The sequence below is a fragment of the Phycicoccus sp. Soil803 genome, from assembly GCF_001429685.1.
Taxonomy (GTDB): Bacteria; Actinomycetota; Actinomycetes; order Actinomycetales; family Dermatophilaceae; genus Pedococcus.
Map to the genome: position 1 here is coordinate 45,880 of NZ_LMST01000005.1, position 16,094 is coordinate 61,973.

A 16,094-nucleotide genomic window follows, 5' to 3' on the forward strand; every position below is an offset into this window, starting at 1 on the left:
GAGCCTTGTCGAACTGCCGCAGCGCACACATCGCCTCGGAAGGCGCCTACCTGAACTCGCCTTGCTCAATCGTGACAGGGCTCTCCAAGGCACGATCGGCCCCCGGAAGGTGCTCCTGCCCTGTCAGGGTCACGGCGGTTTGAAGCCGGATGTCGGCCGAGGAGGCTCCGACGAAGAACTGGATGGCCCCTGGTTCAACGACCCAACCGTTCGAGCCATCCCACAGTGCAAACATGCTCGCCGGCACATCGGCGCTCACTCTTGCGGCCGCACCGGGTTCGAGTCTGAGGCGACGGAAGGCGACCAGCACCCGGCCCCGGCGGACCGTGCGCGCCGCGACGTCGTGACCGTACACCTGAATCACTTCGTCACCGGCGCGCTCACCGGTGTTGGCGACGGTAAATGAAAGCCGTACCACTCCGTCCGTCGGCACGTCAGCCGAGGCCACGACCAGGTCACGGTAGTCGAAGCGCGTGTAGCTCAATCCGTGACCGAAGGGGAAGACCGACGCAGTCGAGCCGTCGACGTATGCCTCAGGCTGCAGCGTTCGCCAGTATGGAATTGGCGCTGCCCCAACCGAGCTGAGCAGTGCGATCGGCAACCGTCCGGCTGGGTTGACGTCTCCGAAGAGGACGGATGCAACTGCATTTCCAGCCTCTTCCCCGCCGAAGAAGGCAGTCAGGACCGCTGGCACCTGCTCAGCCATCCAGCCCAGGACATACGGGCGACCGTGACTGAGCACGACGACCGTCGGGGTGCCGGTCGCAACGACGGCCTCTACCAGTTCTCGCTGCACGCCTGGGAGCTCGCAATCGGTGCTGTCAAGGCCCTCTCCAACGGTACCGAGTGAGTTGATTCCGGCCTGATCACCCACGACGACCACTGCGACATCGGCGGCGCGTGCATCCCTCACGGCTGCCTCGAACCCGGACCGGTCTTCCGTGGCTACAGGACAGCCGCGCTGGTAGAGCACCGTCGAGTCGTCGCCGGCCCGTCGCCGGATGCCCTCGACGAATGTGACGATCGGAACGGACTCGATGAGAAGTTGCGCATCGTCTGCGCCAGCAGTGCTGGGGTCCTCCATCCGCGCTTGCGGGTCTGCAGCAAGGGCGAACCGCTTTGTGATGCTGTCGAGCACCTGATAGCTGTAGTTGGGCAGCTGACCCATCGGCCGATCGGCGTTCGGGCCGATCACCGCGATCGTACGGGGGGTGTTTGTCAGAGGAAGAAGCGGTGCGCCGTCGACGAAGTCGTTCTGCAGGAGCACAACTGACTTCTCAGCAATGGTGCGCGCGAGCCGGCGCTCTTCCGTTGAGTCGAGCGTCTCCGGCACCTCGTCAACGTCGACATAGGGGTGCTCGAACAAGCCGATCGCGAACTTCGCACGCAGAACGTTGGCCACGGCACGGTCGAGATCTGCTTCCGCGAGTAGGCCCGATCGGACGGCCTGCGCGATCTGGTCCGACGAGACCCCGTTCTCGAGATTCAGGTCCACTCCGGCTCGTATCCCCTGGGCCAGTGCCTGGGAGCCGTCCTCAGCGGTGCCGTGTTTGCTGAAGAGCTGCGAGACAGCTGCGAGATCGGAGATCACCAGTCCGTCGAAACCAAGTTCATCACGCAGCAGGCCTGTCAGGTAGGCCCTCGAGCCTGTCACCGGAACGCCGTCGATGGCGTTGTACGAGGGCATCACACCCTGCGCGCCTCCTACGCGGATCGCCCTCTCGAACGGCGTTGCATGCACTTCTCGCAACTCGTTCTGACCCAGCTGCGCCGCCTCCGTGTTCCGTCCGCCGTCGCTCGCGCTGTAGCCGATGAAGTGCTTGAGGGTGGCGATGAGCGGCGCGTTGCCTGTGGCGTTCTGAAGTCCACGGACGAAGGCGGTGGCCATGGACCCAACCAAGTACGGTTCCTCGCCATAGGTCTCTTCCACACGACCCCACCGGGGGTCCCGCGCCACGTCCGCCAGCGGAGAAAGAGCCTGACGGACACCGAGGCTCGCCATCTGGGCGCCGACTGTGTTGGCCATCTCCTCGATCAACTCGGGCTCCCAGGTCGCGGCCTGGGCGATCGCGTCCGGAAACATGGTCGCGTCGCGCACCTTGAAACCGACCAAGGCCTCCTCCGCCAAGAGAATGGGAATACCCAGGCGCGTTTCCTCGATGTGCTTTCGCTGCAGCTCGTTGCCCATACGTGCCGCTTCGCGGGGTGGCAGCCCGAGTGTGGACAGTGCAGCGGTCGCGCTGCCCCACCCCGTCTCCGGAGGAGTGTGGACATCAACGACCGCCCCGAAGGGGGCCGCCGTCTGAGCCGCCTTCTCCTCGAGGGTCATTCTGCCCAGCAAGTCCTGGACTCGTAGCTCGACGGAAAGTGAGGGGTCACGGTAGGGGTGGTGCTCCATCGGTGAACGTCCTTCCTGGTGGTACGGGTCTGCCGAGGTGGCTCAACTCGATGATCCGGCATCCAGCCGGGCGGCAGTCCGGGCGACCTGACGGCGAAAGCCGTACGGATGCTACATTTATCGTAACGCCAGCGAGGACTCGCGATCCCGAAATGCGGACGAGTGCTACATTTTGTTCGGGCCGCCGTCGCTCATGCGGATCCGCCACAGTGCAGCCATCAACACGCGAAGGAAGCGATGAACACCCCGCCCCAGACGGAGACCCTTCCGGCGCGTCCCGAGCTCGAGACGTTGCCACCCCGTCCTTATCAAGACCGGATCACGCGTGGGGAGCTGCTGTTCCCGCCCGCGTTCATCGTTGGCGCCTCGACCGCCTCATATCAGATCGAGGGGGCATTTGATGAGGGTGGCCGCGGTCCGTCGATCTGGGACACCTTTAGCCACACTCCCGGGAACATCGCCGGCGGAGCGACTGGGGACGTGGCCGCGGACCACTACCACCGAGTAGGCGCCGACCTGGATCTCATGTCGTCGCTGAACCTCGACGCCTACCGATTCTCGATCTCGTGGTCCCGGGTGATGCCAACAGGCGAAGGGGGCATCAACCCTGAGGGGCTTGCCTTCTACTCCGACCTCGTGGACGGCCTGATCGCCCGCGGCATCAAGCCGATTGTGACCCTCAACCACTGGGACCTCCCTCAAGCGCTGGAAGATCGCTACGGCGGCTGGCGGGGTCGCGAGACGGCATACGCCTTCGAGAGGTACGCCGAGATCGTTGGTGCCGCCCTCGGTGATCGCGTCGCCATCTGGTCAACGCACAATGAGCCTTGGAACAACTCGTACTCCGGTTACGGCAGTGGGGCGTTCGCGCCCGGGGTGAAGAAGCATTCCGACGCTCTCAAGGCGGTGCACCACCTCAACCTGGCACACGGGCTCGCCGTGGCGGCGCTACGCCGGACCGTGAGCAACCCGGAGGCTCAGGTTTCGGTGGTGCTCAACATCTTTCGGATCGAGCCGCAGACCCCGGACGACGCTGAGGCCGTGCGCCGTATGGACGCCGTGGCCAACCGGGCGTTCACCGGCCCGATGTTGCATGGGGAGTACCCCGCAGACCTGATCGAGGACATGCGCCCGTTCACCGACTGGAGCTTTGTGTCACCGGGCGATCTCGACATCTGCCACCAACCGATCGACCTGCTCGGGGTCAACTACTACGAGATCATGCACGTGCGCCTGAATCGCGACTTCGTGCCGGGGTCCGAGAGCGCCGGCGGAACGCCGTTCCCGGCCTCGGAACGAATCGAGATCGTGCGGCGCGAGGGTCTCGATCGGACAGCGATGGACTGGGGCATCGAACCGCGCGGGCTCGAAGACCTGCTCGTGGACCTCGCTCGGGAGTATCCGGACCTGCCCGTCATGGTGATGGAGAATGGTGCTGCATTCGACGATGTGGAGATCGAGGCGGACAACGTCCGCGCGGTGCTCGATCTTGACCGGACGCATTACCTCATCCACCACGCGTCTGCTGTTCATCGTGCCCGGCAAAGAGGGGCGAACGTCGTCGGATACCTCGTGTGGTCGCTGCTGGACAACTTCGAGTGGGCCGAGGGGTACGGTCCCCGTTTCGGGATCGTTCGGGTCGACTACGAAACGCTGGAGCGCATCCCGAAGCTCAGTTCCCACTGGCTGGCCGAGTTCTGCGAGACCCGTACCGTTCCGGAGCTGGTCGGCCGAGAGGATGGCCGGCCAGCTGCCGTGTGACGTCCAGCGCGAACGGAAGAGTGGTCTGAGCAGTCCTTGCGACCCCGGGCTACGGAACCGGCTGGCCTCCACGTGTGCGCATCGGACGACGCGACAAAATTGGTTGAACAAAATTGTTGCAGTCGTACTAATTTGGGTCTACGCTCCTCCGGTAGGGCGACTCACCGGTCCGCCCTCCATGTTCACAAGGAGGTCAACATGTACAGGGCTGTGAAGAGTCGGGGGTTCGTCGCCGTCATGGCAGGCGCCACGACCGTAGCCATGCTCGCGGGATGCACCAGCAGCGGCGGCGGAGCGGGGAAGTCCGGTCAGGCAGGCTCGTCGACGGTCACGTTGATGGCTGGGGCGCAAGACCTCAGCAAGGAGCAGATCGCCGAGTTCGAGAAGCTGAACCCCGGCATCACGGTCAAGCTCATCCTGACCGACGCGACCCGCCTGAACACGATGCTCGCAGCCGGAAACCCGCCCGACGTCGCCGTCGGTGGCGCGGTGGGCAGCGCAAACATCAACGCGCGGGGACTGGCTACGGACCTGACGCCATACCTCCAGAAGAGCACCGTTCTCAAGGAGAGCGACCTCGCGCCGGTGAACAACAGCTTCCGGTGGGACGGCAAGCAGAGCGGAAAGGGTCCACTCTTCGGCATCGTCAAGGACTGGAGCCAGGATGCCACCCTCTGGTACAACACCGCCTTGTTCGACAAGGCGAACGTTCCCCACCTCAGCGAGACCGAGGCAACGACATATGACGATCTCCTGAAGATCGCCAAGCAACTGACCGCCAAGGAAGGCGGCAAGACCAAGACGTACGGTCTGGGTCTGGAGTGGGCATGGACCTTGTACGGGCCGATGTCGGCGATGATCCTCCAGCAGGGTGGGCATCTCTACAACGATGACCTGACTGAGATCAACTTCAACTCTCCGGAGGCTCGTCGAGCTTTCCAGTGGTATGTCGACTTCGCGCAAGCGGGGGTCGGACCGACGTCGCTGAACCCGTTGCCTGACGGATCGGACTTCTCCACGTTCGCAGCCAAGAGGATGGCCATCACCCAGGACGGCTATTGGTTCGGCGGCAACTTCGCCGCAAAAGATGCCCTGAAGACCGTCAAGATGGCGCCGGCACCAGTCATGGGTGACACGCGAGCGAACCCGACGTACTCCGGTCAGGGATGGTGGATCCCGAAGAAGGCCAAGAACAAGGATGCTGCGTGGAAGCTCATGGAGTACTACATGGCGGGACCGCCTGCTCAGGCGCGAGCCGCTAGCGGATGGGGCCTGCCCGGACTGAGCTCCCTGATGTCCAAGCTGCCGCAGGAGCTGCCGTACCAGAAGGCCGCGTACGCCACTGCGCAGAACGAGCTTAAGTATGCGGTGGCCTTGCCTGACTCGCCTTACATCTCGGTCGACCTGCTCAACACCACCATCGACAAGTACCTCAAGGCTGCGATCACCAAGAAGATGACTGTCCAGGACGCCTGTGCAGCCCTGACCGACGAGTTGAACAAGGCCCTCAAGCAGGGCAAAGACCAGATCGGCTGACGACCATGGCGCGCAAGTGGACTCGAACCCCGAAGAAGGTGTTCTATGCGTTCGTCTCCCCGTGGGTAATCGGTTTCGTGCTCCTCACGGCGGCGCCGATGACATACGGGTTCCTTGTGAGCCTCACTAACTTCGATGGGAGCTCGCCGCGCTGGAAATGGGTGGGTCTGCGCAACTACTCGGAGTTGTTCCATGACGGCGATGCCCTGGCGGCGCTCATACGGACGGTTGCCTTTACCGCGATCGTGGTGCCGCTCAGCGTGGGCGGGTCGCTATTCCTGGCCGTTCTGATCAACCGGCGACTGAGGGCAGTGGGATTGTGGCGCACCATCTTCTTCCTGCCCTCAGTCGTGCCGGTGGTCGCGATGGCCATCATGTGGAAGCTCGTCTTCAACAAGGATTCCGGCATCCTCAATGCCATCTTGGGTGTCGGCGGGATCGGCCCGATCAACTGGCTCGGCGGACCGACCGCCTTCTACGCCCTCATCGTCCTCATGCTGTGGGGCGTGGGGGGCGGCATGATCATCATGCTTGCCGCGCTTCAGGGAGTCCCCGTAGAGCTCGAGGAGGCCGCCAGATTGGACGGCGCCGGTCGCTGGACAATATTCCGTCACGTGACGGTGCCGATGATCTCGCCAGTGGTGCTCTTTGCGGTGATCACCGGCGTCATCGCGGCGTTGCAGGTGCTCGTCCAGCCGCTGCTGCTCACCAGCGCCAGCGGCATCGCGGGGGTCGGGACAGTCCCCGACAGTAATCGCCTATTCATGGTTCAGGTGTATCAACAGTTCTTTCTGAACAATCGATTCGGCTACGGGTCTGCGATGCTGTGGACCTTCTTCCTCGTCGTTCTCGGTTTCACCATTCTGCTGATGCGGTTCAGCCGAAACCTGGTCTATTACGAAGTTGACACCGAGGCGGAAGGGGCTGCGTGATGGCAATCACTGATCGACGGCCTGGTGTGAAAACGACAGTTGTCAGCAGGCCCAAGACCATGAAGCCGAGGCCAAAGGACCGACAGGTCTGGGCGTACGTCGCGATCCTCGTATTCTCGGCCTTCTTCGTGGGTCCATTTCTCTGGCTGGTGCTCGCCGCACTGAAGACTCCGGCCGAATGGGGGTCTCAGCCATCCATTCTCCCCGAGCATGCGCAGTGGAACAACTTCACGTCCGCGCTCAATGACATGGATTTCATTGGCTATGCAGGAAACTCAATGTTCTTGGCATTGACGTACGCTATCCTGATCACGTTGTCCAGCGCGGCGGTTGGCTTCGGATTCGCCCGGTTCAGGGCACCTGGAAAGAAGGCTCTGTTCCTCGTCGTGATTTCGACGATGATGATTCCACAAATTCTGACGCTTCTTCCGACCTACGTGCTGTTCTCCCGGATCGGCCTCATCAACACGTATTGGCCTTGGGTGCTTTGGGGCCTGGCCGCATCGCCGTACTTGGTCTTCCTGTTCCGGCAGTTCTTTGCCGCGATCCCCCGCGAGCTCGAGGACGCAGCGATCGTCGACGGGGCCGGGTGGCTTCGCATCTTCGTCCAGATCTTCCTGCCTCTTTCTCGTCCGGTGCTCATCACGTCGTTTTTGCTGTCCTTCACCTGGGTGTGGGGCGACTACATCGCGCCAGCCCTGTTCCTCGATCTGGACCGCACGACTCTGTCCGTCGCCATCACGGCTTGGTATCAAGATCCGCATGGAAACGTCATACCTACCGTCCAGGCGGCTGCGGCGACGTTGTACATCCTTCCCGTACTGCTGATCTTCTTCTTCACCCAGCGCTACTTCATCCGCAGCTCGTTGGGATCGGGGGTTAAAGGCTGATGACGCCCCACCGCTGCCGTTGTGACCAACGCCCGGCGGGTGATAGGAACCCCTCGGCGCTGAAAGGTGAAGCTCGCGCAGCTCAGAAGTCTGAGCTGCGGTCATGACCAGGCGAAACCGCAGCGGTGTCCGCGGCCGGTACGCCAAGTCGGAGCAACGCTCCACTGAGATCCTCGACGCTGCCACAACAGTTTTCGCCACTCACGGCTACCACGCGGGGTCGCTGCGAGACATTGCCGCCGAGCTTGACTTGAGCTTGACGAGCATCGCTCATCACTTCGGCCACAAGTTTGAGCTGCTGGAGGCGGTGCTCGAACGGGCGGACAACACTGAGAACGGCAACGAGGAGTTCGACTTCGGCTCTGCCTGCAGGGAGCGTGGGGTCGCCCATGCCACCTTGCAGCGAGTGCGCTCAAACCTGGGTCGGCCCGAGTTGCTCAGACTGTTTGCGATACTTTCAACAGAATCATCTGCACCCGGCCACCCGGCGCATGCCTGGTTCGTGGATCGGTACACCAGGAAGGTTGACGCGCTCACGCGCGCGTTTGCCTTTGACCAAATGCGCGGTCGTGTACAGCGTTCACGTGATCCTCACGTCCTGAGTCGCTTACTCATCGGCGCGTGGGACGGAATCCAGCTCCAATGGCTAATCGATCCGTCTACGGACATGGAGCAGGCCATGAGCATGTTCTTCGCCTCGTGGTCACCAGGAGCCTTGATCGACAGCTAGCTGTAGAGGACCCGTCCCTGCAGGCCGGCAAGACCTCGTCCACTCACGCAATCCCGTGATCGGGGTTGGGGCGCAACTGCGGAGACGAGTCGCTCCCGACATTCCCACCGTAGTCAGCGTCTTTTTGCATCTCCTAGGTCAAGGAGTGTCTTTTTGCATCTCCTAGGTCAAGGAGTGCAGCCGAAAGCGGACGAGTCCAACGCCTAGTCGGGCGCGCGGAATCGGAAATGAATTCGGAGGGGAGGGTGAGAGGGAGTCGAGAACGACTGACGTGCCGCCTAGCGTCTCGTCGCCGTTGAGTACCCGAATGGCCTCATAGTTGGGGGATCGCCCTGCGATCTGCTCAGTATGAAGAAGCTCCGCATGCTGCCCATCGCGGTGCCGAAAGGTGAGGTGGAGGCCGCGGCCGGCTGCGATGAAGACGTCAGCTTCGACCTGAATGATCAAGCCGTAGCCCCGATTGACCGGCACGGACGCACCAGGGCCAGTCTCACGTCGCGCAGTCAGCACATAGCTGCCGAAGGCCATCTCAGCTTCAGGGTGGTCGTCATCCAAGTGCACGCCGACTGTTTCGTGGTGGACGATGAGCGAAGCGACGCAGTCAAGCAGGCCGTACGCGTCGGACAGTGCCTTGCCCTCGTCCCCGTGGACGGAGTCGACGCCAAAAGGCGAGGTTCCTATGGCGCCATGGGTCCCGATGGCGACGAAAACGTCCGCCGCACCCTGCTCGTCCCTCCTCATCTCGGGGATGAACAGCCCTTCGGCGACACCACAATAATTGCGGCAGATGTCTGTGAAACTCCCGAAATAGATGTCTGGGACGATGAGGTCCAGCGATGGGGCGAACTGCCGCCATAGTCCGGCGACGTGGGGGAGGGGGCCACCGCTGGGATACGTACCTGGTTGCTGCCCGCCGGTGAGCGGCAGCCCGGGGACGTCGATGTCACTGTCCAGCCATGCGTTGGTGAACATCGGGAGTGGGTACTGCGCCTTTCCAGCGGCAGCGACGGCTTGGATATGAAGGGCGTAGCCGACGGCCATGAAGGCCTCGTCGGTGGTTGTCGACTCACCGAATACGGCGCTCCAGCTTCCCTGTCGCTCGCAACCGCGCTCATCCCACAAGGAGGCGAGGCGAAGATCAGGATGAGACTCGAGAGCCCCATACACCTCCTGAGGCACCTCCCCATCGAAGTGTCGAGCGGCAGAGGGGCTCCGATCGCGAGAATCGCCGAGCAGGCCAACCTCGTTTTCCACTTGCACCATGATCACTGTTCTGGTCTTCGCATCAGCCGTGCGCAGGTGGCGCATCAGGGCGGCAAACGCCTTGCTGTCGGCTTCCTGGATGGCTGCTCCGAAAGGTGAAACCTGTAGGGCTGGGGCGTCGGACGTCAGCTCGGTCCGGGGAAAACGCGCGGGATCGGTCTTGATCCACGAAGGCGTGTAGGCGGATGTGCCATTCTTCCAAGCCCCGAACCACAGCGGGATGAGCCGGAGCCCTGAGCGGCGAGCGGACATGAGCAGTTCGTCGACGAGTCCGAAGTCGTACTCTCCTTCGGATGGCTCGATCGTCTCCCAGGTGACCGGCGCCAGGACGGTGTTGAAGTTGCGTCCGGCCAGGGCGTCAAATGCTTCATTGATCGCTCGTGGGCCGCCGCTCGAGGAGTTGTGCAGCTCGCCCCCCAAGATCAGGAATGGTCTGCCGTCAACGATGAGACGTCGTTGCCCGCCGATGGTTGCCAGATGAGGTACCGGGGGGTCGGGCTCTGCCATGGGCGGGGTGGTCTCCTGATTTTCCACGGGCGTCGACTCCTCTCGGTCCGGCCTCGGGGATTGGTCGGCGGCCGAACATGTCCTTGGAAAATGTAGCAGACGTACAGTTTTGGCTGTAGTATCAGCCACGAACTCAGCATCAATCCGCTTAGCGAAGCCACCGTCCGACTGCTCCGACCGCACCTACGCTCACCAGAGGCTGACCGTGCCGCTCACCCTTCCCGTCCCTGTGCTGCCAGACCCCTCAGTCTGGCCCTCGTTGCGCTGGGGAGTCATCGGAACCGGAGTCACCCGTTCATTTGTGCGCGCAGTCGCACAGAACACGCGGCAACGCGTCGTCGCCGTGACGGCTCGAGACGACCTAAAGACTCGCGCCTTCGCGTCAGAGCTCGGGATCGCGACCGTGGCCCCGACCGTCGACGCACTGGTGAGCAACCCTGAAGTTGACGTCGTCTACGTCGCAACACCGCATCCGTGCCACAAGGAGCAGGCTCTCGCGGCTATCGCCGCCGGAAAGCACGTTCTCATCGAAAAGCCCATTGCCATGAGCGCGAACGAGGCGGACGAGATCTGCGCAGCCGGTGTTGCAGCCAGTGTGCTGGTGATGGAAGCAATGTGGACGCGCTATCTCGCGCAGTCGGACCTGATCAGGCGGGTGATTGCGGAAGGGATCATCGGCGACGTGCACCTCGTCACCGCCGATTTCGGATTCGTCGCGCCGTCCGATCCCTCGAGTCGCCTCTGGGCGCCCGACCTCGGAGGCGGCGCTCTTTTGGACGCCGGCATCTACCCGATCTCATTCGCCTCCTCCATTCTCGGTAGTCCGGATCGAATGGACGTAGCGGGAACCCTTGGTCCCGGTGGTGTCGATGCCCGTGCACATCTCCTGCTTACCAAGGGGGACGCGGCCGCGCTCGTGTCCACCTCTATCACCTCGCAGCTCCCCACTGTTGCGGCCGTCAGCGGGTCCGAGGGCGGAATCAAGATCAATGCCCCGTTCTTCGGTCCATCTGTCGTGACGGTGACCCGCGGCGCGGCCTGGGATGGCGAGCAGGGGGTGTTCAGCGATGAGCGACTCGCTCAGTCCAACGGCGGGATAGGGCTGCAGGCCACGGCATTCGCCTCGTACGTGGCCGAGGGCAGGCTCGAGTCACCCTTGCATCCGCATGCAGAGATCGTCGACGTGATGCACACGATCGATGTCGCTCGTGTCGCCCTCGCGAGCAACGCCGCCCGAAATCAGGGCTCCGATCGCGAGAGCAAGGACGCCTGATGACCAGTCCCGTTCATCCGTCGTTCTCACCAGGCCCGGTCCTCAACCAATCACTCAAGGAGCGCAACATGGTTCGCCAGCCCACCGCCCAGGACAAGTTCTCATTCGGCCTCTGGACCGTCGGTTGGACCGGCATTGACCCGTTCGGCTCGGCCAGTCGCCCGTCGCTCGACCCATGGGAGTATGCCGAGAAGCTCGCCGAACTGGGCGCATGGGGTATCACGTTCCACGACAACGACGTGTTCCCCTTCGACGCGGACGCGGCTACAGCTGCGAAGATCGTCAACAGGTTCAGGGGAGCCACCGACAAGGCTGGTCTCGTGATCGAGATGGTCACCACGAATACGTTCAGCCATCCGGTGTTCAAGGATGGTGGCCTGACGTCAAATGATCGTGGGGTGCGCCGATTCGGGCTGCGCAAGATCCTGCGCGCCGTCGACCTCGCTGCCGAGCTCGGTGCCACCACGTTCGTCATGTGGGGCGGCCGCGAGGGCAGCGAGTATGACGGGTCCAAGGACGTCTTCGCTGCCATGGAGCGGTACAAGGAGGGACTGGACACAGTTGCCGCCTACATCAAGGCTCAGGGGTATGACCTTCGCATTGCGTTGGAGCCCAAGCCGAACGAACCTCGTGGCGACATCTTCCTGCCTACCGCCGGCCACGCCCTGGCTTTGATCGCTGAGCTGGAACACGGTGACATCGTGGGGCTCAACCCCGAGACGGGCCATGAGCAGATGGCCAACCTGAACTACACGCACGGCCTGGGCCAAGCGCTGTGGAGCAACAAGCTGTTTCACATCGACCTCAACGGACAACGCGGGCTGAAGTATGACCAGGACCTCGTCTTCGGTCATGGCGACCTCATGTCCGCCTTCTTCACCGTAGACCTTGTCGAGAACGGCTTCCCGGGCTACCCCGATGGTCCCCGCTACACAGGCCCGCGGCACTTCGACTACAAGCCATCGCGCACCGAGTACATGGACGGCGTGTGGGAGTCCGCACGAGCCTGCATGTCCACCTACCTGATGCTCGCCGAGAAGGCCGAGGCCTTCCGGGCGGACTCGCGCGTCCAAGAGGCCATGACCTACGCGGGAGTTTTCGAACTGGCCCAGTCGACTCTCTCTGAGGGCGAGACCGTGCAGGACTTGCTTTCCAGCGACGACGGATTCGACGTCGACAAGGCCGCGGAGCGGGATTACGGGTTCGTGGCCCTGCAACAGCTGGCTCTCGAGCACCTGATTGGTTGAGCGCACAAACATGCCTTTTGTCGCTGGTATCGACTCTTCCACGCAGGCCTGCAAGGTTGTGATCCGGAATGCTGACACGGGGCAGCTCGTCCGGTATGGTGCCGCGCCCCATCCGCAAGGTACCGAGGTCGATCCAGAGCGCTGGTGGGAATCCCTCAAGGAAGCTGTGTCAGCGGCGGGTGGTTTTCACGACGTCGCGGCCGTGTCGGTGGGCGGACAGCAGCACGGAATGGTGTGCCTCGGCTCGGACGGCACTGTCATTCGTCCTGCCCTCCTGTGGAACGACACCCGGTCGGCACGGGCCGCGGTGGACCTTGTTGCCGAACTGGGTGACGGCGATGGCATGCGGGGCGCCCGACGGTGGAGTGAGGCAGTGGGTTCGGTCCCCGTCGCCGCCCTTACGGTCGCGAAGCTGCGGTGGTTGGCCGAGCATGAACCTCACGAGGCGAGTCGAGTGGCCGCCATCGTGCTTCCTCACGACTGGCTCACGTGGCGACTTGGTGGAGCTGCGTCGCTCGACACCCTGGTCACCGATCGTTCTGACGCCTCAGGTACTGGATACTTCGACCCGGTCGAGAATGAGTACCGGTACGACCTGCTTGCCCTTGCGCTGGGACTGTCCGAGACGAATGCGCGAGAGTTGGTACTGCCAAATGTGCTTGGGCCTGGCGACGATGCTGGCACGGCGGACCGGGCATTTGGTTCTAGGCATCTGCGTCTCGGTCCCGGATGCGGGGACAATGCTGGCGCGGCCCTCGGGTTGGGCCTTCGGCCGGGCGAGACGTCGCTCTCCTTGGGGACGTCCGGCGTCGTGGCCGCCGTTTCCGCCGACAGCACGACAGACGAGTCGGGCCTGGTGGCCGGGTTCGCGGACGCCACTGGAAATTTCCTTCCGCTCACCTGCACGCTCAACGCCTCACGGGTACTGGACGCCACCGCAAGAGTCCTGGGCGTCGACCACGACGGGCTGAGTGCATTGGCGTTGGCCGCTGAGCCAGGAGCGCATGGCCTTGTCCACGTGCCATATCTGGAGGGGGAGCGGACCCCGAACCTACCGACCGCGACAGGATCTCTCCACGGCATGACGCTTGCGTCGATGACCCGTGAGAACCTCGCCCGCGCTGCCGTCGAAGGCATGCTCTGCCTCATGGCGGACGGTATCGAAGCCCTTCGTCACCAGGGAGTAGCGGTAGAGCGCGTGACATTGGTAGGAGGAGCTGCCCGGTCGACCGCCGTGCGGATGATCGCCCCTTCGATTCTGGGGGTTCCCGTTGTTGTGCCGGACCCGGGGGAGTACGTAGCCGACGGGGCCGCCAAGCAAGCCGCCTGGGTGCTGTCTGGCGGACAGGAGCCGCCGGAGTGGAGCACCGGAAGGAGCCAAATCTATGCTGGCGAGCCGTCACCAGCGCTGTTAGGTCGGTACCGGCAGGCGGCACACAGTCTCGCGGAGTCACTGGAGTCACCCTGAGCCCTCAAGCACCCTGAGACCCGGCGGCGCTGGTGAACTACATCGGCGCCGGCGCCGCCGGTACCAATGCCCATCTCGCACCGGATCGACGGCGGGGACCGCCGGGGAGGAAGGCTAAACCAGTGGGTCAGAGCAAATTCGGCGAGCTACCGGATGGGCGCGCCGTCACGGCGTTCACCCTCGACACAGCGGAAGGGCTGGAGCTGACAGTCTTAGACTTTGGTGCCACGGTGCAGAGGCTGCGCATGCGCGGATGTGACGGCCAGCTCGCGGATGTCGCCTTGGGGTTCGCGGAACTCGACTCCTATCTGTCGTCCGACAACCCTTACCTGGGTGGAATCGTTGGCCGCTTTGCGAACCGCATCGCACACGGACGGTTCACACTCGACGGAGTCACGCACCGCCTGGACTCCAACGAAGGTGGCACTTGCCTCCACGGGGGAGTCGATGGCTTCCACCGACGCATTTGGACGGTCCTCGAACACGACGCCCATTCCCTGACGATGGAACTACTCAGTCTGGATGGCGACCAGGGCTTTCCAGGGGAGCTAATGGCCAAGGTCCGCTACCAAGTGGTGGACAACAGCGTCGCTATCCGGCTGTCGGCCGTTAGTGATTCAGCCACGGTGGTCAACTTGACCACGCACACCTACTTCAACCTGGGCAATCCAAACTCAGCAACGATCGACGACCACGTCCTGAGCGTCAATGCTGACGGGTATCTCCCCGTCGACGACCAGTCCATTCCTCTCGGAAGCGTTGAAGATGTGGGGGCGTCGCCATTCGACTTCAGAGTGGGGGCGCGCTTGGCCCCCCGCGTAAGAGCCGAACATCCTCAAGTGGTTCGGGTTTCGGGTATCGACCACGCATATGTCCTGCGCGGCTCTGGCATGCGCGAAGCGGCGCGCCTGGGGCATCCGCCGAGCGGACGCTTCGTGCAGATCGACACGGATCAGCCGTCGATACAGGTTTACACGGGAAACTCCTTCGATGGAACGCTTAGGGGTCGGCACGGAGGGCTGCTCCGGCAGGGCGATGGAATCGCCTTGGAGGCTCAAGGTTTTCCTAACGCCCCCAACGAGCCAGGATTCCCGTCGACAGTCCTGCGCCCGGGGAAGACCTATAGCTCCAACATCACGTGGCGATTCGGCACGCAACGAGTGACGTGACGATGATGCGGGCGGACAAGTACTTCACGATGGCACTATTCGCGAGAACGTCACGTATGGAATGCACCATGTCGATGACGCCACCGTGGAACGGGCTCTGCGGGACGCGAATGCCCTCGCATTCGTCCAAGAGCTGCGCGACGGCCGGAACACGATCGGTGTCGAGCGCGGAGCCAGGCTCTCGGGTGGCCAACGGCAGCGTCTCGCCATCGCCCGAGCACTGATCCGCGATCCCAAGACTCTCCTGCTCGACGAGGCAACGAGTGCTCTCGATCCGCAGTCCGCGGACGAAGTTCGCCAGGCACTAAGTCGCCTCATGGCCGGCCGAACGACGTTGATAGTCGCTGACCGGCTCTCCACGATTCGTGATGCCGACCGGATCCTCGTGCTTGGAGCGGGTCGGCTAGTCGAAGAGGGAACCCACGAGCGCCTGGTCAGCCGGAAAGGTAGATACTCGCACCTCTCACGCCATTTAGGCTTATGAACATCGAGCGCGGTCGCCCCAGGGACGAGAATCCTTTGGTGACCGGCGAGGAAGAGCTGCCTAGGGAACAGGTTCGATATCGAGTCCGCTCCCGAGCGGGTAGAGCGTGTCGGCGGCCCGGAGGCCCGCATCCTCGGCTAGGTGGCGCACGGCGTCCATCGAGACCGGCAGAGCGATGGGTAGGCGCCCAACGGGTGGCACCTCCCCACACAGAGCGCGCATCAGTGCCCCATCTGAGACGCCAAAGGTCGCGGTGACTGCAGCGGCGAAGGACGTGATGGGTGTGAGTACGGCGGCGCGGTCAAGCGCGACGTCGATAATGACTGGGACGCGGGCAGCGATCGACTGCAGGCGATAGATGAGCCCTGGGCGGAATTCGAGACCGCCTTGGTGGAAATAGGACTCCAGGAAGAGGTCGTCGCGCGGATCGAAAGGA

General features: G+C 63.2%; 12 protein-coding genes and 1 pseudogene. 10 read left to right on the plus strand and 3 right to left on the minus strand.

Annotated features, from left to right (window positions below; translation table 11 throughout):
• Nucleotides 1-46: 46 nt before the first annotated feature.
• Nucleotides 47-2,398 (minus strand): glycoside hydrolase family 3 N-terminal domain-containing protein, encoded by a 2,352-nt coding sequence (locus tag ASG95_RS20560; protein ID WP_057379067.1) that lies wholly within the window; start codon nucleotides 2,396-2,398, stop codon nucleotides 47-49.
• A 237-nt stretch (nucleotides 2,399-2,635) separates the two neighbouring features.
• Here ASG95_RS20560 and ASG95_RS20565 point away from each other — a divergent pair, with 237 nt between their 5' ends.
• From ASG95_RS20565 to ASG95_RS20585, 5 genes are all read left to right on the plus strand, one after another.
• A complete protein-coding gene (locus tag ASG95_RS20565) occupies nucleotides 2,636-4,159 on the plus strand; it encodes a GH1 family beta-glucosidase (protein ID WP_200962020.1) in 1,524 nt (507 codons plus the stop codon).
• Between the two features lie 198 nt (nucleotides 4,160-4,357).
• Complete coding sequence (locus tag ASG95_RS20570; RefSeq protein ID WP_082593367.1) at nucleotides 4,358-5,695, plus strand: sugar ABC transporter substrate-binding protein; 1,338 nt, start codon at nucleotides 4,358-4,360, stop codon at nucleotides 5,693-5,695.
• A gap of 5 nt (nucleotides 5,696-5,700) precedes the next feature.
• Nucleotides 5,701-6,627, plus strand: a complete 927-nt coding sequence (locus ASG95_RS20575) for a carbohydrate ABC transporter permease (RefSeq protein WP_057379069.1) — start codon at nucleotides 5,701-5,703, stop codon at nucleotides 6,625-6,627.
• Nucleotides 6,627-7,517, plus strand: coding sequence for a carbohydrate ABC transporter permease (locus ASG95_RS20580; protein WP_200962021.1), 891 nt, complete (start codon nucleotides 6,627-6,629; stop codon nucleotides 7,515-7,517). The genes ASG95_RS20575 and ASG95_RS20580 overlap by 1 nt, the downstream gene beginning before the upstream one ends.
• 103 nt (nucleotides 7,518-7,620) lie before the next feature.
• Complete coding sequence (locus ASG95_RS20585; RefSeq protein WP_057379071.1) at nucleotides 7,621-8,247, plus strand: TetR/AcrR family transcriptional regulator; 627 nt, start codon at nucleotides 7,621-7,623, stop codon at nucleotides 8,245-8,247.
• A 162-nt stretch (nucleotides 8,248-8,409) separates the two neighbouring features.
• Here ASG95_RS20585 and ASG95_RS20590 read toward each other — a convergent pair whose 3' ends face one another.
• A complete protein-coding gene (locus ASG95_RS20590) occupies nucleotides 8,410-10,044 on the minus strand; it encodes a DUF5597 domain-containing protein (RefSeq protein WP_057379072.1) in 1,635 nt (544 codons plus the stop codon).
• Between the two features lie 202 nt (nucleotides 10,045-10,246).
• Between ASG95_RS20590 and ASG95_RS20595 the strand changes: the two genes are divergently transcribed.
• The 5 genes from ASG95_RS20595 to ASG95_RS20615 all read left to right on the plus strand — a co-directional run bounded on the left by ASG95_RS20595 (nucleotide 10,247) and on the right by ASG95_RS20615 (nucleotide 15,658).
• Nucleotides 10,247-11,290 (plus strand): Gfo/Idh/MocA family protein, encoded by a 1,044-nt coding sequence (locus ASG95_RS20595; protein ID WP_235544299.1) that lies wholly within the window; start codon nucleotides 10,247-10,249, stop codon nucleotides 11,288-11,290.
• 68 nt (nucleotides 11,291-11,358) lie between these two features.
• Complete coding sequence (gene xylA, locus ASG95_RS20600) at nucleotides 11,359-12,537, plus strand: xylose isomerase (RefSeq protein WP_057379074.1); 1,179 nt, start codon at nucleotides 11,359-11,361, stop codon at nucleotides 12,535-12,537.
• A gap of 10 nt (nucleotides 12,538-12,547) precedes the next feature.
• The gene (locus ASG95_RS20605; protein ID WP_057379075.1) at nucleotides 12,548-14,005 is read left to right on the plus strand and encodes a xylulokinase; all 1,458 of its coding nucleotides are present in this window, start codon (nucleotides 12,548-12,550) and stop codon (nucleotides 14,003-14,005) included.
• 32 nt (nucleotides 14,006-14,037) lie between these two features.
• Complete coding sequence (locus ASG95_RS20610) at nucleotides 14,038-15,174, plus strand: aldose epimerase family protein (protein ID WP_162259445.1); 1,137 nt, start codon at nucleotides 14,038-14,040, stop codon at nucleotides 15,172-15,174.
• Between the two features lie 37 nt (nucleotides 15,175-15,211).
• The gene (locus tag ASG95_RS20615; RefSeq protein ID WP_369820408.1) at nucleotides 15,212-15,658 is read left to right on the plus strand and encodes an ATP-binding cassette domain-containing protein; all 447 of its coding nucleotides are present in this window, start codon (nucleotides 15,212-15,214) and stop codon (nucleotides 15,656-15,658) included.
• Between the two features lie 60 nt (nucleotides 15,659-15,718).
• Here ASG95_RS20615 and ASG95_RS20620 read toward each other — a convergent pair.
• Nucleotides 15,719-16,094 (minus strand): annotated as a pseudogene (locus ASG95_RS20620) (glycoside hydrolase family 3 protein); the annotation flags it as partial.